The organism is Desulfosarcina widdelii (assembly GCF_009688965.1).
Lineage (GTDB): Bacteria > Desulfobacterota > Desulfobacteria > Desulfobacterales > Desulfosarcinaceae > Desulfosarcina > Desulfosarcina widdelii.
Map to the genome: position 1 here is coordinate 3,965,984 of NZ_AP021875.1, position 18,078 is coordinate 3,984,061.

An 18,078-nucleotide genomic window follows, 5' to 3' on the forward strand; every position below is an offset into this window, starting at 1 on the left:
GCTTGTCAGGCAGCATACAGCGATTGCCAGACCTCCCAGAAGTTGGGGAACGATTTCTCCACGCAGTCGGGCTCCAGGATTTTTACTCCGGGAGTCACCAGCCCGGCCATGGCGAAACTCATGGCAATACGGTGATCGTCGTAGGTCTGGATATCGGCCCCGCGGGGCTTGCCACCGGTTACCACAAGACGGTCTTTTTCGGCCCTGGCCTCGATGCCCATTTTCTCAAGCCCGGCACAGGTGGATGCCAGCCGGTCGCTCTCTTTGGCCTTAAGATGCGAAACATTTTCGATCACGGTGGTCCCTTCGGCAAAGGCCGCCACCACGGCCAGGGTGGGCACCATGTCGGGCATATCGGCCATGTCCACGGTCACCCCTCGTAAGGTTCCGCCGGTAACCGTGATGCTGTCGGCCGCTCGGGTCACTTTGCATCCCATTTTCTCGAACACCCCGACCAGTCCCACATCCCCCTGGCTGGAAGCGTCGGTCACTCCGTTGACCGTTACGCTGCCGCCGGTGATGGCGGCCGCCCCCCAGAAGTATCCGGCCTGGGAGGCATCCGGCTCCACCGTGTACACACCGGCCCGATAAGTCTGGTTCCCCTTGACATCGAAACGGATATAGCCGTCTCGCTGCACCTGGATGCCGAAGCGCTCAAGGATATCCACCGTCATGTCGATGTAAGGAGAAGAAACCAACCCGTGGGAAATGGTAATCGACATTCCTTTTGGCGTGCACGGGGCCATGAGCAGCAAAGATGAGAGGAACTGGCTGCTGACGCTGCAGTTGACGGTTACCGGGCCGCCCGAGACCTGTTCTCCGGGAATCTCCACCGGTGGACAGCCGTTTTCCTCCACCGCCCGGGCGGCGACACCCAACTGGTTCAGGGCTTCCAGCAGGTGGCCGATGGGGCGATGGTACATGCGCGGCGAACCGGTAAACCGATAGGTTCCCCGGCCCAGGGCCGCCACTCCGGCCAACAGGCGCATGGAGGTGCCGGAATTGGCCAAGTAAATGGATTCGTCGCAGGGCTTGAAACAGCCGTTCAAGCCAACGATGTCAACCGTTTCCCTGTTATCGACAACCGCGGCCCCCATCTTCTCGAGGGCCGCCAGGGTCAGCAGGGTATCCTGGCTGCGCAGCGGATTTCGCACCGTGCAGGAGCCGTCCGATAATGCGGCCGCAATCATGGTGCGATGGGTGTAGCTTTTGGATCCCGGGACGCTGATCCGGCAATGTCCGAACCGGTGGGGTTTGATTTCAATCATGAAAACCGCGTTCCTTTTCTCCGGTTTGTTTCAACGCATCGATAACCGTTCGCTTCATTAACTGCACCGGGGCCTTCAATCCGGTCCATCGCTCGAACTGGCAGGCGCCCTGGTGAACGAACATGGCCACGCCGTCCACCACCGCGCAGCCGGCCTCCCTCGCCGCCTTGAGCAATTTGGTTTCCAGGGGATTGTAGACGATGTCCATCACCGTCATGCCGGGCCGCAGGCAGGCGTGTCTAACAGGCATCCGGTCGGTCTTTGGAACCATACCCACCGAGGTGGTATTGACCAGAATGTCATAACCAACCCCGGAAAAATCGGCCAGCCGACAGAAATCGCTTTCCAGTTCCCCGGCCAGCCGCTGCCCCTTGTCCACACTGCGGTTGACGACGGTCAACCGGCCGCCGTTCTCCCTGATGCCGTGGGCCAGGGCCCGGGCCGCCCCTCCGGCCCCGATCACCGCCACGTGCCGGTGGGCCACCGGAGTTTTCTCCAGCAATGCGGCCATGGCGCCGGGACTGTCCGAATTGAACCCGGAAAGTCGATCGCCGTCGTTGACGATGGTGTTGACGGCGCCAATTCGCCGGGCCAGGGGCTCGATCTCGTCCAGTAGGTCCATTACCGCCACCTTGTGGGGGATGGTCACACTGCAGCCGCGGATATTCAGCGCCCGGATGCCGGCGATGGCGGCGGGCAGATCCGTAACCCGAAAGGCGGTGTAGACACCGTTGTATCCTGTGTGCCCGAAGGCGGCATTGTGCATCGCCGGGCTGAGGCTGTGGGCCACCGGATCGCCGATGACCGCATACAGGCATGTATTGGCGTCGATGGTCATTCAGACTCCCACACCAACCAGGGGATAGGACCCCAGGTTCTTCAGGTAAAGGGCATGCGGCCGAATCAGTTCGATGGCCTTCTTGATGACGCCGTCTTCCATATGCCCCTCCAGATCGATAAAGAAAAAGTGGCTCCAGCTTTCGTGGCGCGTGGGCCGTGACTCTATCTTGACGAGGTTGATGCCGGCGTCGGTAATGGGCGCCAGGGCGGCGGCCAGGGCGCCGGGCACATGGGCCAGGGCGAACATCAGCGACGTTTTATCCTTCCCCGAGGGGCGTACCGGCTCCTTGCCGATCACCAGAAAGCGCGTCGGCGGACGGGAAAAATCCTCGATTTTGGACGCCGCCGCCTCCAGGCCGAAAATCGCGGCCGCCCCTCCGCCGGCAATGGCGGCCACCCCTTTCTGGCCGGCCGCCTGTTCGACGGCAAAAGCGCTGGAACTGCATTCCTTCAACCGGGCCCCGGGAAGATATTGGTTCAACCAGTTGCGGCACTGGTTGAGGGCCTGGGAGTGGGCGTACACGGTTTTGATGGCGCTGAGGCTGATCTCCTGGGCCAGCAGATCGTAGGATACCGGCTGGTAGCGCTCGGCGCAGATGCCCAGATCCGATTCGAAAAAAAGATCCAGGGTATGTCGAACGGAGCCCTCCACGGAATTCTCCACCGGCACGACCCCGTAGTCGCAGGCACCTTTTTCCACTTCGCTGAATATCTCGCGAATGCTGGGTTGGGGCACGTAGGTGACCGAGTAGCCGAAGTGGCTAGTCGCAGCCAGATGGGTGAAGGTGGCCTCGGGGCCCAGGTAAGCCACCCGCTGGGAGGCCTGGATGGCCCGCGCGGCGGCGATGATGTCAATGAAAATGTGGTGCAGGACGTTGGGGTTGAGCGGTCCCTTGTTCAGTCCGGTCAGGCGCCGTAGGATTTCGCTTTCGCGGGTACTGTCCACCACCCGGTTGCCGCTGTCCTTTTTCAGTTCCCCGATCCGTTTGGCCAGGTTGAGCCGCCGGTTGATCAGATCCAGGATCGTGTTGTCGATATGATCGATCTGATCGCGAATCTCGCAGATGTCGGTGGCCATGGTGCATGCCGCTGCATTCTCTTTGTCTTTCATGGTCGTTGCGGTCACCTTCTGTTACGTTCGTTTGGAAGCTGTCTGCTCAGAAAACAAAGGGCCGGGGAGATTTTCTCCACGGCCCTTGAAGCAAAAAAGCCGTGGGTTTTTTTGGTCTGCCCACGGCTTGGTTTGTCTGTTTGTGTTTCGGAACAGTCAGCGCGCGCCGGGCAGACCCTCGCTAAAAAAGTAATAAAAGTAAAAAAATCGCCCGGTGGTAAAACGCTGCATTGTGTTAATCCTTTTCAATCAAAAAAGTAGAAAAGAAATACAGGGCCAATAACGGTCTGTCAAGCTTTTTCAAAATGGGCCGTTTTGCGACGATTCTCCATTTCATCGAAACGATAGGTGAAAAATTTGTTGCTGCTGTTGATCATCGAGTGTCCTGTTCCGGCCTCCTGCCCGGTAAAAACAACCCGAACAACAGGCATATCCCCGAAGCGGCCAACGCCATCCAGAAAACGTCGATTACGCAACGACCGATGGCCTGATGCAGGGCGGCCTGAACGCCGGGGAGCAGTTGCTGCTGAACATCCGGGCGGAAGAAATTCTCGAAATTCTGCCGGATCTGGTCCATGACCGCCAGCGGTATGCTTCCCTTGAGAGAAGCGGCGTTCAGGGCGTCGGCCACCTGTGAAAATCGGGCGGTAACCAGGCTGCCGCAGATACCGATGGATATGGTTCCTCCGAGGGTGCGGGTAAATTGGTGAGAGGAGGTGGCTACGCCCAGGTCTTTTTTGGCCACGGCGTTTTGGACGATCAGCAAGGTGGCGATGGAGGTGAAGCCCATCCCCATCCCGGCCAGTCCCATTGCCAAAGCGCAGGTCCACAGGCTCGTGGCGGCCGAGAACCGGACGGCCATGATACAGCCGATCAGCAGAATGACGCCGCCGACCAGAGCAAAAGGCTTTTCTCCCCAGCGGTTGGCCCGGCGGCCGCAGAACAGGGCGCCGGCGGACCATCCGAAACTGAGAAACATCATGACGATGCCAAGTTGCGCCGGGGTCTGTCCCAGAGCACCCTGAATAAACAGCGGACTGAAGGCGGACAGGGAAAAGATCGCCACACTGCTGAAAAAGACCAGGCTGTTGCCGGTGGAAAAGCCTCGCAGCCGGAAAAAATCGAAGCACAGGATGGGTTCGCGGCTGCGTTTCTCGGCCAGGTAAAATCCTGCGGTTGAAAGGGCAAAAAAGGTAAATAGCCCCACAATCGGCAGAGATGTCCAGGCGTACTGCCGGCCCCCCAGCAAAAAAGCCGTCAAAAGGGATAAAATGGCTATCGTCAGGGTGAAAATGCCGGCATAATCGATCTCCACCGTCTGACTTTTTTGGCGGGTTTCCGTCAGAAAAAACCAGATGCCAGCCAGGGAAAGCATCCCGATGGGAAGGTTGATGTAAAAAATCCATCGCCAGGAAACCCAACTGACGATGAATCCGCCCAAAGAGGGTCCCAGCACACTGGCCAGCCCCCAAACGAAGCTGGCATAGGACATCATGCGCCCCCGGTGCTCCGACTCGGAAATATCCGCCAGAACGATGTATACCAGGGCGAAGTTGCCGCCGGCACCGATGCCCTGCACCGCACGAAAAACGGTAAGGGTCGTCATGCTCCGGGACATGCCTGCCAGAACCGAGCCCGCCAGGAAAATGAGGATGGAAATCAGGTAAAGGGTGCGATTGGGAAACAGGTCGGCCAGCTTGCCGAAGACCGGTAGGGCCACGGTGCGGCTGAGCAAATAGGTGGAAAAAACCCAACTGTACAGGTGCAGTCCACCCAGATCGGCCACGATGGAGGGCATCGCCGCACTCATGATCAGGGTGTCCAGGGCCGCCAGAAACAGGGCCAGCAGTGTGGCCGCGATCAGCAGCAGGCGTCGTCTGGGGGAAAGCAGCGGCGGTGGCATGAAGTCCTTTCGTCGATCATGGGCCGGAGGAAAGACAAATCCGGCCAACACGATACAGCGGTCGCCGACGCAATTCAAGGGTCGCATACCCGGTTAAGGCGTGCTGTAGCCAAATCCGATGATATTTGGTAGAACTTCAACAATGAAAATGAATCGAGGCCTTACGGGTAGGAATATTCACCCCTTTGAGCCTCAGGGATCACCGAATACCGAATAGCGATGCCAGCATGCATGCGCCATCATTAGAGACAGTTGTCAACGACCTCGGCAAACAGCCGAAAACCGTTCCCGGCTATCTCTTGGCCGGTGCTCTGTTACACATTGTCACAACCGTCGAATTGATCCTCTTCCTCGCCATGGCCGGCATCGACCCCCACCCCGTAAAGGGTCCGGCGCTGATCCTGCTCGGCGTTGCAATCCTGTTCACCCAGTTGGATGCACGCTCCCGTTTTCAGGAATACAAGCGCGTCAGGGACCAACTGATTCGCTATGGTCCGGATCGACGGATATTTCTATCGATTGCCGCATCCCGCTGCCAGCGCAATGCAGGATTGGCCGCCGCCAGACAGCTGGGCCATGAAACCGCCTGCCGACGGATTTTCTTCGCCATGGGGTATCGCTGGTACCACCTGCTTCCCGATTTCGTCTTGCGTCATCCGGGATATCTGCTCTCCCCCGTCTTTTTGCGAAAAACGTTCTTCCTGCCCGCCTACACCAGCAGCTTTCCCCCAATCGCAGGAATGGGGATGATGCAATTGAAACATTTACTCAGGCTGGTGCTGCTCATCGCCGCGGGACTGATGGCCGAGAACGCCCTGGCCTACGAAGAAGTCGAGGACCTCGTGGACATCTTAGCCACCGATGACGCATTCATCGCCATAGTGGACGGTCGGCGCAATTTCGAAGAAGATCGGCGCTCCGGTGAAACCATCGCCTGGCAGGGGGCCAAAGGCGAGGTGGGCGCGTTTCTGACCAATGATCGGATTCTGGGCATCTCGATAACATCCGGACAGTGGAATACGCGCTATCTCAAGATCAACGAAAAAAATGTCGCCCCGCAGGTGCTCCTGGCCAAGCATCTGGTGGTCATGTTCAGCAACCAACGCATCCTGGGCTTCGGCACCCACACCGGCGGATTTTTCCAGGAACGGCTGCCGCTCGGAGAACCGGTCATCGCCAGCGCTGCCGAAGGACAAGTCGCCGCCGTGGTTACCGCTGACCGGGCCTTCGGTTTGTCCACTTTTCGTCGCGGGGCGGCTGAAATCCGATTCCAGATTAGGGAGCAATTTAAATCTGTCCGTGCCACCTACAGCAAAATTTCTCTGCGCACTTCCCTGCGGCTGATCACCTTTACGGCGGGGGATGCGGTCTGGCGGGACATCGATCTGGACTAGCCGCAGCATGGATAGCGACCTTGCTCGGGTCCAATCCATTGGTTTACAATCGCTGGGGGAATGACAAAGCCTTTACTTTAACTAAAGTCTCGAGTTGATCCGTGTCCCCTGACCGCCAGGTAGAACAAAATGGACGCACCAACTGGAATGGAAAAATGAGCACACCGTTTACCGATCCCTTTACGGCCCCCCAGTACCATCAGGCCGCCCTGATTACCGTCGATGTACAAAACGACACCCTCGACGGCGCACCCTTCGAGGTCCCCGGTACGACGGCTATCCTGCCGGCAATCGAACGCCTGTGCCGATCCTTTCGCGATGCCGGGCGGCCCATCGTGCATGTAATGCGCATCTACACACCGGACGGCGAGGATGCCGACCGCTGCCGCAGAAGCATCCTGCGGGACGGCCAATCACTTTTTCTGAAAGGCTCGGAGGGTCGCCGCCCCGCCGATGCCCTGCTGCCCGATAGGGATATCCTCATCGACGACGACCTGTTGATGGCGGGCAAGATTCAGAAGGTCGGTCCGGAAGAGGTTCTAATCTTTAAGCCCCGCTGGGGTTCCTTCCACCGGACGCCCCTCGAGGACCATCTGAAAGAAAAGAGCGTATCGACCCTGGTGTTCTGTGGCTGCAACTATCCCAATTGCCCCCGGACCTCCATCTACCAGGCCAGCGAGCACGATTATCGCATCACCGTCGTGGTGGATGCCATGTCCGGAATCCAGGCCAGGGATATCGACGAACTGAAAAATATCGGCGTCAACTGCGCCGCTGTTGAGGATATCTGTGAATTATTGATGGAATCGTAAAAAGTCTCAGGCTCGTCATGCCGGACTTGATCCGGTATCCAGAACATGTTGAAAGGACTGGATTCCGGCTTACGCCGGAATGACGCCAACTTGGTATTTTCCGACTTTTTGCGGGTCCATTGATTATGGGACCGTGAAAATAAGGGAGCCGCATCGTGAACATTCTGTTTGCCGCACCGGAGAACGCCTGGGGCGGATTCCTGGGAATCGTGAAAGAACAGTTGCCGAACCATCAATTTACCGCCACTGGCGGTTTTCATGTGGACAGCCTGGCCAGCGTGGATGTTCTGATTCCCACCATGTGCCCGATTACCCGGGATGTGTTAGCAGACGCCAACCGGCTAAAACTGATTCAGCAGTGCGGGTCCGGTCTGGAGGGGGTCGACATCGCTGCCGCTGCGGAAAAGGATATTTTCGTGGCCAATGTCCCCACGGGCAGTTCCGGCAACGCCGACTCCGTGGCCGAGTTGGGGGTTTACCTGATGATCGGTCTTCACCGGGACGTCCGCAAAATGGAACAGAGCATGCGGTCGCGAAAAATGGGGCAGCCCCAGGGCAGGGCTCTGGGTGGAAAAACCGTCGGCATCGTCGGACTCGGCGGTATCGGCCAGGCATTGATTCAGCGCCTGCAAGGATTTGGCGTGCGCATCATCGGCATCAAGCGCCATGAACCGCAGGCCGCTAAAACCGCCCTGGGACTGGACTGGGTCGGGGATGCCGGACAGCTTCCGGAAATGCTGGCTCAATCGGACATTGTCTTTCTCTGCCTGCCCGTCACATCCGAAAGCAGCGGCCTGATGAACCGGCAGACCCTGGCCTGCATGAAGCCCGGCGCCTATCTCATTAATCTGTCCCGCGGCGGCCTGGTGGAACGCGACGCCCTCGAATGGGCACTGACCTCAGGCACGATTGCCGGAGCCGGTCTGGATGTCTTCTGGGAAGAACCGCCGGACCCGGACGACCCGATCTTTGACTTGAATGTGCTGGCCACTCCGCATATCGGCGGTTCCACGGATCTTTCCATGCAGGGCATTGTAGCCGGTGTGGTCGAAAATATCCGGCGTTTGGAAGCCGGACAGGCGCCGTTGAACTGCGCAAAGCCTTAGGCATTGTATATCTATACCCTCTAACCAACTTTGATTCCGCATAGTTTCCGCAGAAAAACTGTGTTGCCTGTACAAAAGGATTCTGATTTGAGTATATTTCAAAAACAAAAAAGTGGGAAGTTTTCCATTTTATAAACGTGATACGTAGAAAATTTTGCACTTATCAGCACTGTTATCTTTCAAAGGAAACTCCATGGAAGAAAGAGAAATTATTACGCAGGGTGGCATTGAAATGTGCTGATTTCGCCCGGCAGCTTTCCTATCACAGGGCCTTAAAAAAACAAGTTCAAGGATGCAAACAAAACTTTTGGATATGTATGTTCAACAATACCATAGAGTTATCTGTGCTCGATTGGTTCCACCTTTTCGGGTACCACAACGATGATCTTCACTGGAAGCGAGTGGTTTTGGATATCGAGGGTTTCCGCCAAGCACTTTTTACACATATGAAGATGACCGAAGACGAATGGATAGGCTATAGAGAGACGGTTAAGAATTACAGGGATAAGGATGTTGCACATATTGAAGTCAGACCCGTTAGCAATGTGCCTGAAATGCAAAACGCTTTACGTGCCACATCGTTTTACTACTCGGTTGTCCTTAAAGAGCTTTCGGGGTACCAAGACTATAGTATGTGGCCAAAGGCTCTAAGGGAATACTATCAAAGCAGCTTGATTCAGAGCCGCGAGTTTTCCGAACTGGCATTCAATGCAACAAGAAACATATCTGAGAAGGTGTACTGAAGATAACTACGGCCTGCTAAGGACTCGGTTCCCACGCCGCACAGGCCGGTCGTCGTTCAGGTTCTATTATTGTGGCAACATAAAAAACCAATATTTGTCATTCCGGCGGAAGCCGGAAACCAGGAAAAGTCTGGATGCCGGATCAAGTTTGGCATGACGGAGTTGGTGTCTTTACTTGCCGGAGTGATAATAAAAACCCGTTTCCAAGGGGACATCTGGTCATGGCAATCGATGAAACTGACAAGAATTCGCAAGTTGTAGACAAAGGGTTGGTGACAATGTTTCTCAAGATGTCTCCCGAAGAACGTTTACTGGCCAATGATAACGCTGCACGAACCATTCAGGAGTTAAGGGATGCCTACAAGCAGGGAAGGAATGCCGACCGGTATGGATTTAAGCGCCGTACTCGAGGGACTGATAAAAGCCGATGTTAATTTTATCCTGGTTGGCGGTCTTGCCGCCGTTGTGCAGGGCGCACCTGTAACCACATTGGATGTTGACATCGTTCACCAAAGGTCATCAGAAAATATCGGAAAATTGCTTTCATTTCTCAAGTCAGTTGACTCTTTTCATCGTCGCCCGGATGATAAAAAGATTGAGCCGACGAAAGAAGACCTTTCAGGAAAAAGTCATGCTCTTTTTTCCACGCGCTTCGGCCCGCTTGACGTTCTTGCCGTTATCGAAGAAGGGAAAACCTATGATCATTTGATAGAACACACGGTGGATGTCACATTTAGAGGAAACACTATAAAAGTCCTCGATCTTGAAACAATAATCGAACTAAAAAAGACCTCAAAAGACCCAAAAGACAAACAGCGGTTGCCTGTTCTTGAAGAAACGCTGCGACAACTTCAAAAAACAACTGGAAACGAACATGATCAATCTAACCAATAAAGCTGCAAAGCGTTTTCATATCAACTGGAAAGATCTTGAGGAACGTTCGGGAGATTTCTGGAAGGTTGATGTAGTGATGATCGGGCGCACCCCGATGCTATTCATTGTGCATGAATACACATTATTCACATTCGTGCGGTGCAAGTCACAATATCGTGATCTGCAATCAATAGCAGACGAGATCATCAATGCAAGCCCGTGGTACAAAGGTCAGCAATCCCTATCTCTTGGGAAAAACGGGAATCGAAAACTAACGGGCAGTATCAATGAGATGAAACGAATGACATTGGGTTTGTACGCTCCGGGGCAGATCAATGCGATGGAAATGTCGATAAATCAGGGCCTGTTCTCGTATCTGACCACAAAACCGGATAGATATCTAAACCCGTTCGAGGCTGTTGAAAGCTACGCCAAAGGCCATACGCCTTGGCTATAACCAGTCGCAAATTCAGGACTTGGGGAAACAGTGTATCTCTGAGGAGCAATTACCCTCCGAACTTCCCATACCAAATCACATCACGATAATTGACAGGATCTGTCGCCCCTTCGGTATTGAACACCAACATGGTGGATTGCGAATCGATATCCAGATCCTGTCTCAGTGCCGTACAATCCGGATGGTTGGCCAGTCGGTCCAAAAGGCCGATTCCCACGGCTCCGGATTCGCCGGCCTCTACCGCCGCGTCTTCTCCAATCGGATTGGCCAGGATGCGCATGCCGTTGGCAGCCACGAAGTCCTCGCAGCCGATGAAGCAGCAGGACCATTCCCGCAGAATGTCCCAGGCCAGGGTGCTGGGCTCGCCGCAGGCCAAACCGGCCATGATGGTATCCAGATCGCCGGCAACCCCTCGGGGCAGGCCGTCGCCGGCCCGGGCCGAAGCCAGCATGCAGGCGGCCTGTGTCGGTTCGACGACAATAAAGTTCGGCGGACTGTCGAAAAAGACATTGGCCATGTGGCCGACCATGGCTGCGGCAAAGGCACCCACCCCGGCCTGAACGAACACGTGGGTGGGACGCACCCCTGCTGCGGCCATCTGCTCGACGGCTTCGGCGCTCATGGTGGTATAGCCCTGCATGATCCAGCGCGGAATTTCGGTGTAGCCTTCCCAGGCGGTATCCTGGATGACCTGCCAGCCGTTTTTTCCCGCCAGATCCCAGACTAGTCGGACGGTTTCGTCGTAGTTGAGGTCGGTCACCTCAACGCGGGCGCCATGGCGGCGGATGCTTTCCACGCGCGAGCGCACCGTCCCTTTGGGCATGTAAATGACCGCATCCAGCCCCAGTTGCTCGGCCATCCAGGCCACACTGCGGCCGTGATTGCCGTCGGTGGCCGTGGCCAAGGTGAGAGGACCGATCTTCCGGCGCACGAGTTCTTTTTTCAAGGTGCCGAAATCGACCTGTTCCCATTCGATTCCCATCCGCCGGCAAAGCATCCGCGCCACGGCATAGCTCCCCCCGAGCACTTTGAAGGCGCTCAGACCGAAACGGGTGGATTCGTCCTTCACCAGAATGTTGCCGATGTTCCAGCATTCGGATAGCTGTGACAGGTTCACGAGACTTGTCGTCTGATAACCGGGCAGTGTACGGTGAAAACGCAGCGCCTGGCGGGCATGGCTATCGGTAAAATAGGCCGGCGGTGATTTTGCGGTTGGTGCGGCCAGTACGTAGCGCAGACCGCAACTTTCGATAGTTGTCATCATCGGTGGTTTGTCCCTTTGGAAAAGACTGCTTATAATTTATTACGTCGCTCTTTTCCGTCCCATAACGTTCGCGTATATCAATTGCGACAGACTCGTAAAAATACACCGGGCTTGTCATTCCCGTGAAGAATCGTTTCTATTGCAGTCGTAGGGGCGAAAAATTTTTCGCCCCTACAATGTACAATGGCCTGGTTGATGACAGCAATGTGCCAAGGATGACTTTCATACAAAATCCTAACGCTACGAAAGGTTGAACACATGACCTATTACCCCATCGTCAGCAGAAATCAACGGCAAATGGACCACCGGCCGCTGCCCGACTTTTACATGGAAGACTTCTCGATCCTCGGTTTTCAGGTAAGCGACTGCCACCGGGCGGAGCAAATCCTCGGTGCCAATTCCTTTTCCCTCAAGGATTCAGACGGGAGCATGGCAGTATATATCGAGACGGCAGCTGGAATTGAGGATGTAGTGCAGTTGCTCAAGGAAGGCGGCGTGGCGTGCGAGATCGCCGATGTCGCCGAGGGTATGTACCAGGGATGATAGTATTTCACCCAATCCGCCGTGAGCGGAGATTACTTAAATTGATACAACCGGAAAGAAAACGAAATTCTCATTGCGGTCAATGGATCTTCGCCATTCTAAAACATCTGCGTCAGACAACTGCTTATCCGTTTGCTCGGTTTGATCCTCACCCTTCCCGAACGGCAGGAGGCTACGAACCATACGAGCCTGCCGGCCCATGAGATCACCCTCCTTGTCCAAATTCCCTACCTTTTCCTGCCGGCCTCCGATAATTTGAAAAGCGGATTGGGGCTGATTTCGTCAGGACATCGCAAGCCTATCCTTTACGGTGTCGCGCATTGCAATTTATTCAATAAATATCATTCAAAAATTATTGTTTCAATATTCATTTAAATATACTATGGATTAAGAAAGACGAAGGTATCGGCAATCGTTTCCTGGAACCATCATCATCGGGAAAACCGCTTCAGACAGGAGGGGGGATATGAAAGCACTTCTGGCACCGGACACTACATGGGTCGAACAAAAAATGGTTCGTCTTTTCACGCCAGGCGGCCTGATGACCGCCGTTGCCCTGATCTTGTTGAGTGCTTTCGTCCTTGGAAGCGGCGGTATTGAACACCGGTTCACGGACGGGTCGGAAGCAGCGACGGCCCGGGCATCAGTCTCCCCACTTCTTGACAGCCCCTGAAACGACGTTTGGAAGTCGCAGCATAAAAGCAATATCCCCTGAAGACAAAGAAGCCTCCTTGTGTTGAACCACAAGGAGGCTTCGTTTTTTTTGAAGGTGGGAGGATTGTCTACTGGCGAGCAGTCCCGTAGCCGATGCCTTTCAGCGCTGTTTCCATTTCCCCGAGAATGGTCGGATCGTCAATGGTGGCCGGAACCTTGTATTCCTTGTTGTCGGCAATTTTCTGGATGGTGCCCCTCAGGATCTTGCCTGACCGGGTTTTTGGCAGCCGATTGACCACCGTGGCGGTCTTGAATGCGGCCACCGGGCCAATGCGCTCGCGCACCATCTGGACCACTTCCTTCTGGATCTCTTCCGCTGGGCGATCCACACCGGCATTGAGCACCAGGAAGCCGATTGGAATCTGCCCCTTGAGTTTGTCTTCCACACCCAACACGGCGCACTCGGCCACGTCTGGGTGGTCGGCCAGCACCTCCTCCATGGCACCGGTGGAAAGGCGGTGCCCGGCCACGTTGATGATGTCGTCGGTGCGAGCCATGATATATGCGTAGCCTTCATCGTCGATATAGCCGGCATCGGCGGTTTTGTAATATCCTGGGAACTCCTCCAGGTAGGCTTCAACGAATCGGTCATCGTTTTTGTACAAGGTGGGCAGGGTCCCCGGAGGCAGGGGCAGTTTCACTACCAGGGCGCCGATTTCGCCCGGCGCCACCTGCTGATTGTTGGCATCCACCACTTGCAGGTCCCAGCCGGGGACCGCCTTGGTGGGCGAACCGTACTTGACCGGAAACTGATGCAGCCCCATGCAGTTGGCGGCAATTGCCCATCCGGTTTCGGTCTGCCACCAGTGATCGATGACGGGAACCTTGAGGTTGTTCTCCGACCACTGGATCGTGTCTGGATCGGAACGTTCGCCGGCCAGAAACAGGATCTTGAAATTGGACAGGTCGTACTTCTTCATCAGTTCGGCTTTGGGATCTTCGCGCTTGATGGCCCTGAAGGCGGTGGGCGCCGTAAACTGGGATTTGACCTTGTGCTGGGAGATCACCCGCCAGAACACACCGGCGTCGGGCGTGCCCACCGGTTTGCCTTCGAAGAGGATCGTGGTGGCGCCCTTGAACAGCGGCGCATAGACGATGTAGGAGTGGCCCACCACCCAGCCCACGTCCGAGGCCGCCCAGAAGACGTCGCCGGCATCGATGTCGTAGATCGCCTTCATGGTCCACTTCAGGGCAACCAGATGGCCGCCGTTGTCCCGTACCACGCCCTTGGGTTGTCCGGTGGTACCCGAAGTGTAGAGGATGTACAAAGGATCGGTGGCGGCAACAGGTACGCAGTCGGCCGGTTTTGCGGAAACCATGGCCTCGGTCCAGTCGATATCCCGCCCTGCGATCATTTCCGCTTTTTCCATGGGCCTCTGGAGGATCACGCAGAATTCGGGTTTGTGCTCGGCCATGTCAATGGCCGCGTCCAGCAGCGGCTTATACTGGATCACCTTCTTGACTTCGATGCCGCAGGAAGCCGAAACGATGGCCTTGGGCTTGGCGTCGTTGATTCGCGTGGCCAGCTCCTTGGCCGCGAAACCGCCGAATACCACGGAATGAATGGCGCCGATACGCGCACAGGCCAGCATGGCGATGGCCGCTTCGGCGATCATGGGCATGTAGATGAGCACCCGGTCGCCTTTACCCACGCCCTGGGCGGCCAAAACCCCGGCGAATTTGGCGGTTTCGTCCCGAAGTTCGCGGTACGTATAGGTCTTGATGGTATCGGTTACCGGGCTGTCGTAGATCAGGGCCACCTGATCGGCGCGACCGTTTTCGACATGAAGGTCCAGCGCATTGTAGCAGGTGTTCAGTTCCCCGCCGGCAAACCAGCGGTAAAACGGCTTATTGCTGTCGTCCAGCACTTTGTCCCAGCGTTTGTACCAGTGGCAGTCCTCGGCCGCTTTTCCCCAGAAGCCCTCGGGATCGCGAATCGATTCTTCGTAGGCCGCCTCGTATGCATTGGTCATGGGTATATCCTTTCCTGTGATGATGGGTAGAACGGTTGTGGTCGGAGATGTGATCCACAGCCTTGTCCGGAGCGGGGTCATGCTCCGGACAAGGACGGGTGGGCCTGCTGCGGATCGGGGTATTATCGATTATTGGTTGCCGACAGAAAGCCAAAAAGCGTTGCCGAATCAGGCCGATTCCTTGGCCAGGCTGCCAACCGGTTCGGGATCGGCGGCGATCCACGGTTTTCCCAGGGGTAGAATCTCCTTGCCGAACACCTGGGCATAAATGGCTGCGGCCATCATGTACCAGGCCATCAGGGCACAGAAAATCAGGATGATCGCAGTGGGTTTGGTCAGTCCGGGGAATCCGAAATGGGCCAGATCCAGACCGATGAAGCCAAGCAGCAGCAACGTGAAAGTGGTGGCCATGGCGCCGTGAACCCGCATGGCTCCGACCCACATAATGGCGGTGTAAAGGGTCCAGACGACCAGAAAAAAGCCGACGTCCGTATGGCTGAGGGTATAAATTTTAAAGTGATTCAGCATCCAGATAATGCCCAGGGCGATCCAGAAAGAACCGTAAGAGACAAAGGCGCTGTATCCGAAATTGTTACCACATTTGAACTCCTGAAATCCTGCGATCAGTTGAGCGACGCCACCAAAGGCAATCGCCAGCGCCAGCACAGGGCCGATACCGCAAAGACCGAGATTGTGAACCTGAAGAATGAGCGTGGTTAAACCGAAGCCTGCCAAACCGACGACTGCTGGATTTCCTTGACCGGGTGCTGACATTGAGACCTCCTGGGGGATTAGAGTGAATGAATTTGCAGTTCAACAATGGGTCCCTGTTGAGCAAACGCTGTGCCAGCGGTCGCAGCCAACGGTAAGCCGTGCAATATCAAACGGTTTGAATATCTGATCGTCTTTTTTTAAATGAATGATCTTCGGCAATTGTTCGGGTCATTATTGTCCCAAAACCAATGGTTTCTATTAATAAAAATTTGTTTTGATTGAAAATAAATAGTATGGGAAATATTTGTCCCGGTTAGGGCCAATTATAGCCCGTGGGACTTCATCTTGCGGAACAGCGTCCTCCGGTCAACGCCCAACAATCGGGCCACCCGGGAACGGTGCCAGTGGTTTTCGTTGAGCAAGTGCTGGATATAGCCTTTTTCAAAGGCACGCACGGCTTCGCTCAGGGATCGGTTGGCATCGTCCGGTTGAACGGCGACGAGGTCGTCGGAAACCGTCTGCGTTTTGGGGTCGTCTGGCGGAAGATCCAAAAAATCGATTTTCCCCAAAGTAATATATCGTTGAACGGTATTTTGCAGCTCACGGACATTGCCGGGCCAATCGTACTCCTGCATGGCCGCGATGATGCGCTGGGGGACCACGGGAAGCTTTTCGCCGTGGGGAAAATCGTTGACGAAATGATTCACCAGCAAAGGGATATCCTCTTTTCTGGATTTCAGGGGCGGCAGATAAATGGGCAGGATATGGATCCGATAATAAAAGTCCTTGCGGAAACGCCCGGCATCCAGACTGGCGCGCAGGTTGCGGTTGGTGGCCGCCACGATGCGAAGATCCGCCTGCCTGACCGCCCTGCCGCCGATGGGCGTATAGCCCCCGCCTTCGATGGCCCGCAGCAGCTTGACCTGCATGGTCAGGTTCAGCTCGCCGACTTCATCCATGAACAGGGTGCCGCCATCGGCGGCATCCAGATATCCGGGCTTGTCCTGATCCGCACCGGTAAATGCGCCCTTTCGGTATCCAAAAAATTCGCTTTCGATCAGAGTGTCCGGAATGGCGCCGCAATGAACCGTTACGAACTTTTTGCTGCCACGATCACTGAGATCGTGAATGGTCCTGGCCACCAGTTCCTTGCCCGTTCCGGATTCGCCGTAGATAATCACATGGGCATTGGATTCGGCCGCCTTGAGGATGTTTTCGTAGACCTCCTGCATGGGGCGGCTTTTTCCGATGATGCGACCGAACCGGCTGGCCGTGCGCAGGTTGGACTTCAGCCGCCGGATTTTTTTCGAAAGCTGCGCTTCGCGCTGCCGCAGCCAATCTTCGGTGGTCTTGCGTTCGGTGATGTCCAGGACAACCGCCTGAAGGTTGCGCACCTGTCCCTGGCCGTCGAAAACCGGTGCCTGAACGGCATCGTACCATCGTCCGTCCCGCTCGTTGAAAAATTCGGTATGGACCGACTCGCCTTTTAAAACGTCTGTATAGCGGCACCACGCACAGGGCTGCTCCAGGCGATAAAGCGCCATATGGCAAAGCTTGCCGATCACATCGTCCCCCACATGGCGGGCAAGGGTCCGGTTGACGAATTCCAGACGAAAGTTCGCATCGCAGGTGTAGATGAAGCCCTGGAAAATGGAGACCATCTCTGCCAGGCGCGATTCACTCTGCTTCAATGCCGCGGCTGTCTTTTCACGGATCTCCATTTCATTCTGCAAGTCCGCATTGGCAACCTCCAGCTCTTCGGTGCGACGGTGAAGGTCCCGGGTACGAATTCGGATTTCATCTTCCAGGTGCGCCTGGTAGCGCCGATTCTCTTCTTTCAGACGGTTGTTCTCCAAGGCCCGCAGCACCGCATGTTCGAGAACCGCCATGTCCACAATGGGCTTGGTAACGAAATCGAAGGCCCCCAGACGCAGGGCGGCCACGGCATCCTGAAGGACGCCGGCGCCGGTCACCACGATCACGGGAACCTGGTCCAGCTCCTCGGAAATGGCCTCCAGCACTTCCAGACCGTCCATGCGCGGCATGCGCAGGTCAAGAAGGACCACGTCCGGTCTGATCTCTTGAAATCGTCGCAACCCTTCCCGACCGTCTGTTGCCTGGTGGACGTCAAAGCCGCTGTCTCCAAGATAGGTGGCAACGCTGTCCCGGATGATGTCTTCATCATCGATAATCAGGACCCGTCGCGTTTCAGGCGGTTGTGTTGTTACCATATTGTTCCTTAATTCGGCATCTTCTATATCGGAATCGAGACATGTTCATTCCCATCGATTTCGATGGATTTCCCGTAAGTCTCATCCTTACGGCTATTTCTCCGGAGGTTTATTCGTCCGTCATTCCGGCGA

At 55.7% G+C, this 18,078-nt stretch carries 16 protein-coding genes; 8 read left to right on the top strand and 8 right to left on the bottom strand.

The window, feature by feature from the left end; all coding sequences use genetic code 11:
• Positions 1-5: 5 nt before the first annotated feature.
• The 4 genes from aroA to GN111_RS18265 form a co-directional block, all read right to left on the bottom strand.
• A complete protein-coding gene (gene aroA / locus GN111_RS18250; RefSeq protein ID WP_155305123.1) occupies positions 6-1,268 on the bottom strand; it encodes a 3-phosphoshikimate 1-carboxyvinyltransferase in 1,263 nt (420 codons plus the stop codon).
• Entirely contained in the window at positions 1,261-2,106 is an 846-nt protein-coding gene (locus tag GN111_RS18255) for a shikimate dehydrogenase (RefSeq protein ID WP_155305124.1), read from the bottom strand. The genes aroA and GN111_RS18255 overlap by 8 nt, the downstream gene beginning before the upstream one ends.
• The gene (gene pheA / locus GN111_RS18260; RefSeq protein ID WP_231715488.1) at positions 2,107-3,219 is read right to left on the bottom strand and encodes a prephenate dehydratase; all 1,113 of its coding nucleotides are present in this window, start codon (positions 3,217-3,219) and stop codon (positions 2,107-2,109) included.
• A 373-nt stretch (positions 3,220-3,592) separates the two neighbouring features.
• On the bottom strand, positions 3,593-5,209 hold the full coding sequence (locus tag GN111_RS18265; RefSeq protein ID WP_231715489.1) for an MDR family MFS transporter: 1,617 nt from the start codon (positions 5,207-5,209) through the stop codon (positions 3,593-3,595).
• A gap of 140 nt (positions 5,210-5,349) precedes the next feature.
• Here GN111_RS18265 and GN111_RS18270 point away from each other — a divergent pair, with 140 nt between their 5' ends.
• The 6 genes from GN111_RS18270 to GN111_RS18295 all read left to right on the top strand — a co-directional run bounded on the left by GN111_RS18270 (position 5,350) and on the right by GN111_RS18295 (position 10,507).
• Positions 5,350-6,516 carry a hypothetical protein gene (locus tag GN111_RS18270; RefSeq protein WP_155305126.1) on the top strand — a complete coding sequence of 389 codons (1,167 nt, stop codon included), beginning with the start codon at positions 5,350-5,352 and terminating at the stop codon, positions 6,514-6,516.
• A gap of 155 nt (positions 6,517-6,671) precedes the next feature.
• The gene (locus GN111_RS18275; RefSeq protein WP_155305127.1) at positions 6,672-7,328 is read left to right on the top strand and encodes a cysteine hydrolase family protein; all 657 of its coding nucleotides are present in this window, start codon (positions 6,672-6,674) and stop codon (positions 7,326-7,328) included.
• Between the two features lie 155 nt (positions 7,329-7,483).
• A complete protein-coding gene (locus GN111_RS18280) occupies positions 7,484-8,434 on the top strand; it encodes a 2-hydroxyacid dehydrogenase (RefSeq protein ID WP_155305128.1) in 951 nt (316 codons plus the stop codon).
• Positions 8,435-8,751: 317 nt separating this feature from the next.
• Entirely contained in the window at positions 8,752-9,177 is a 426-nt protein-coding gene (locus GN111_RS18285) for a hypothetical protein (protein WP_155305129.1), read from the top strand.
• Positions 9,178-9,531: 354 nt separating this feature from the next.
• The gene (locus GN111_RS18290) at positions 9,532-10,071 is read left to right on the top strand and encodes a hypothetical protein (RefSeq protein ID WP_155305130.1); all 540 of its coding nucleotides are present in this window, start codon (positions 9,532-9,534) and stop codon (positions 10,069-10,071) included.
• A complete protein-coding gene (locus GN111_RS18295) occupies positions 10,052-10,507 on the top strand; it encodes a hypothetical protein (RefSeq protein WP_155305131.1) in 456 nt (151 codons plus the stop codon). The genes GN111_RS18290 and GN111_RS18295 overlap by 20 nt, the downstream gene beginning before the upstream one ends.
• A gap of 49 nt (positions 10,508-10,556) precedes the next feature.
• Here GN111_RS18295 and GN111_RS18300 read toward each other — a convergent pair whose 3' ends face one another.
• Entirely contained in the window at positions 10,557-11,771 is a 1,215-nt protein-coding gene (locus GN111_RS18300; RefSeq protein WP_197740378.1) for a diaminopropionate ammonia-lyase, read from the bottom strand.
• Positions 11,772-12,029: 258 nt separating this feature from the next.
• Between GN111_RS18300 and GN111_RS18305 the strand changes: the two genes are divergently transcribed.
• Together GN111_RS18305 and GN111_RS18310 are read left to right on the top strand one after the other, a co-directional pair.
• On the top strand, positions 12,030-12,314 hold the full coding sequence (locus GN111_RS18305) for a hypothetical protein (protein ID WP_155305132.1): 285 nt from the start codon (positions 12,030-12,032) through the stop codon (positions 12,312-12,314).
• A gap of 466 nt (positions 12,315-12,780) precedes the next feature.
• On the top strand, positions 12,781-12,987 hold the full coding sequence (locus tag GN111_RS18310; protein WP_155305133.1) for a hypothetical protein: 207 nt from the start codon (positions 12,781-12,783) through the stop codon (positions 12,985-12,987).
• A gap of 109 nt (positions 12,988-13,096) precedes the next feature.
• On the opposite strand, the gene GN111_RS18315 is transcribed toward GN111_RS18310, so the two are convergent.
• From GN111_RS18315 to GN111_RS18325, 3 genes are all read right to left on the bottom strand, one after another.
• Complete coding sequence (locus GN111_RS18315; RefSeq protein WP_155305134.1) at positions 13,097-15,001, bottom strand: propionyl-CoA synthetase; 1,905 nt, start codon at positions 14,999-15,001, stop codon at positions 13,097-13,099.
• Positions 15,002-15,169: 168 nt separating this feature from the next.
• On the bottom strand, positions 15,170-15,793 hold the full coding sequence (locus tag GN111_RS18320; RefSeq protein ID WP_269433856.1) for an acetate uptake transporter: 624 nt from the start codon (positions 15,791-15,793) through the stop codon (positions 15,170-15,172).
• 245 nt (positions 15,794-16,038) lie between these two features.
• Positions 16,039-17,946: a sigma-54 dependent transcriptional regulator gene (locus tag GN111_RS18325; protein WP_155305136.1), complete on the bottom strand. Its 1,908-nt coding sequence runs from the start codon at positions 17,944-17,946 to the stop codon at positions 16,039-16,041.
• Positions 17,947-18,078 lie beyond the last annotated feature (132 nt).

Bases quoted from the DNA above. Each gene is read 5' to 3' on its own strand.
- GN111_RS18285 (WP_155305129.1), top strand. From the start codon at position 8,752: ATGTTCAACAATACCATAGAGTTATCTGTGCTCGATTGGTTCCACCTT.
- GN111_RS18270 (WP_155305126.1), top strand. From the start codon at position 5,350: ATGCATGCGCCATCATTAGAGACAGTTGTCAACGACCTCGGCAAACAG.
- GN111_RS18255 (WP_155305124.1), bottom strand. From the start codon at position 2,106: ATGACCATCGACGCCAATACATGCCTGTATGCGGTCATCGGCGATCCG.
- GN111_RS18265 (WP_231715489.1), bottom strand. From the start codon at position 5,209: ATGCGACCCTTGAATTGCGTCGGCGACCGCTGTATCGTGTTGGCCGGA.
- GN111_RS18325 (WP_155305136.1), bottom strand. From the start codon at position 17,946: ATGGTAACAACACAACCGCCTGAAACGCGACGGGTCCTGATTATCGAT.
- GN111_RS18310 (WP_155305133.1), top strand. From the start codon at position 12,781: ATGAAAGCACTTCTGGCACCGGACACTACATGGGTCGAACAAAAAATG.
- GN111_RS18295 (WP_155305131.1), top strand. From the start codon at position 10,052: ATGATCAATCTAACCAATAAAGCTGCAAAGCGTTTTCATATCAACTGG.
- GN111_RS18290 (WP_155305130.1), top strand. From the start codon at position 9,532: ATGCCTACAAGCAGGGAAGGAATGCCGACCGGTATGGATTTAAGCGCC.
- GN111_RS18305 (WP_155305132.1), top strand. From the start codon at position 12,030: ATGACCTATTACCCCATCGTCAGCAGAAATCAACGGCAAATGGACCAC.
- GN111_RS18300 (WP_197740378.1), bottom strand. From the start codon at position 11,771: ATGATGACAACTATCGAAAGTTGCGGTCTGCGCTACGTACTGGCCGCA.
- GN111_RS18275 (WP_155305127.1), top strand. From the start codon at position 6,672: ATGAGCACACCGTTTACCGATCCCTTTACGGCCCCCCAGTACCATCAG.
- aroA (WP_155305123.1), bottom strand. From the start codon at position 1,268: ATGATTGAAATCAAACCCCACCGGTTCGGACATTGCCGGATCAGCGTC.
- pheA (WP_231715488.1), bottom strand. From the start codon at position 3,219: ATGAAAGACAAAGAGAATGCAGCGGCATGCACCATGGCCACCGACATC.
- GN111_RS18315 (WP_155305134.1), bottom strand. From the start codon at position 15,001: ATGACCAATGCATACGAGGCGGCCTACGAAGAATCGATTCGCGATCCC.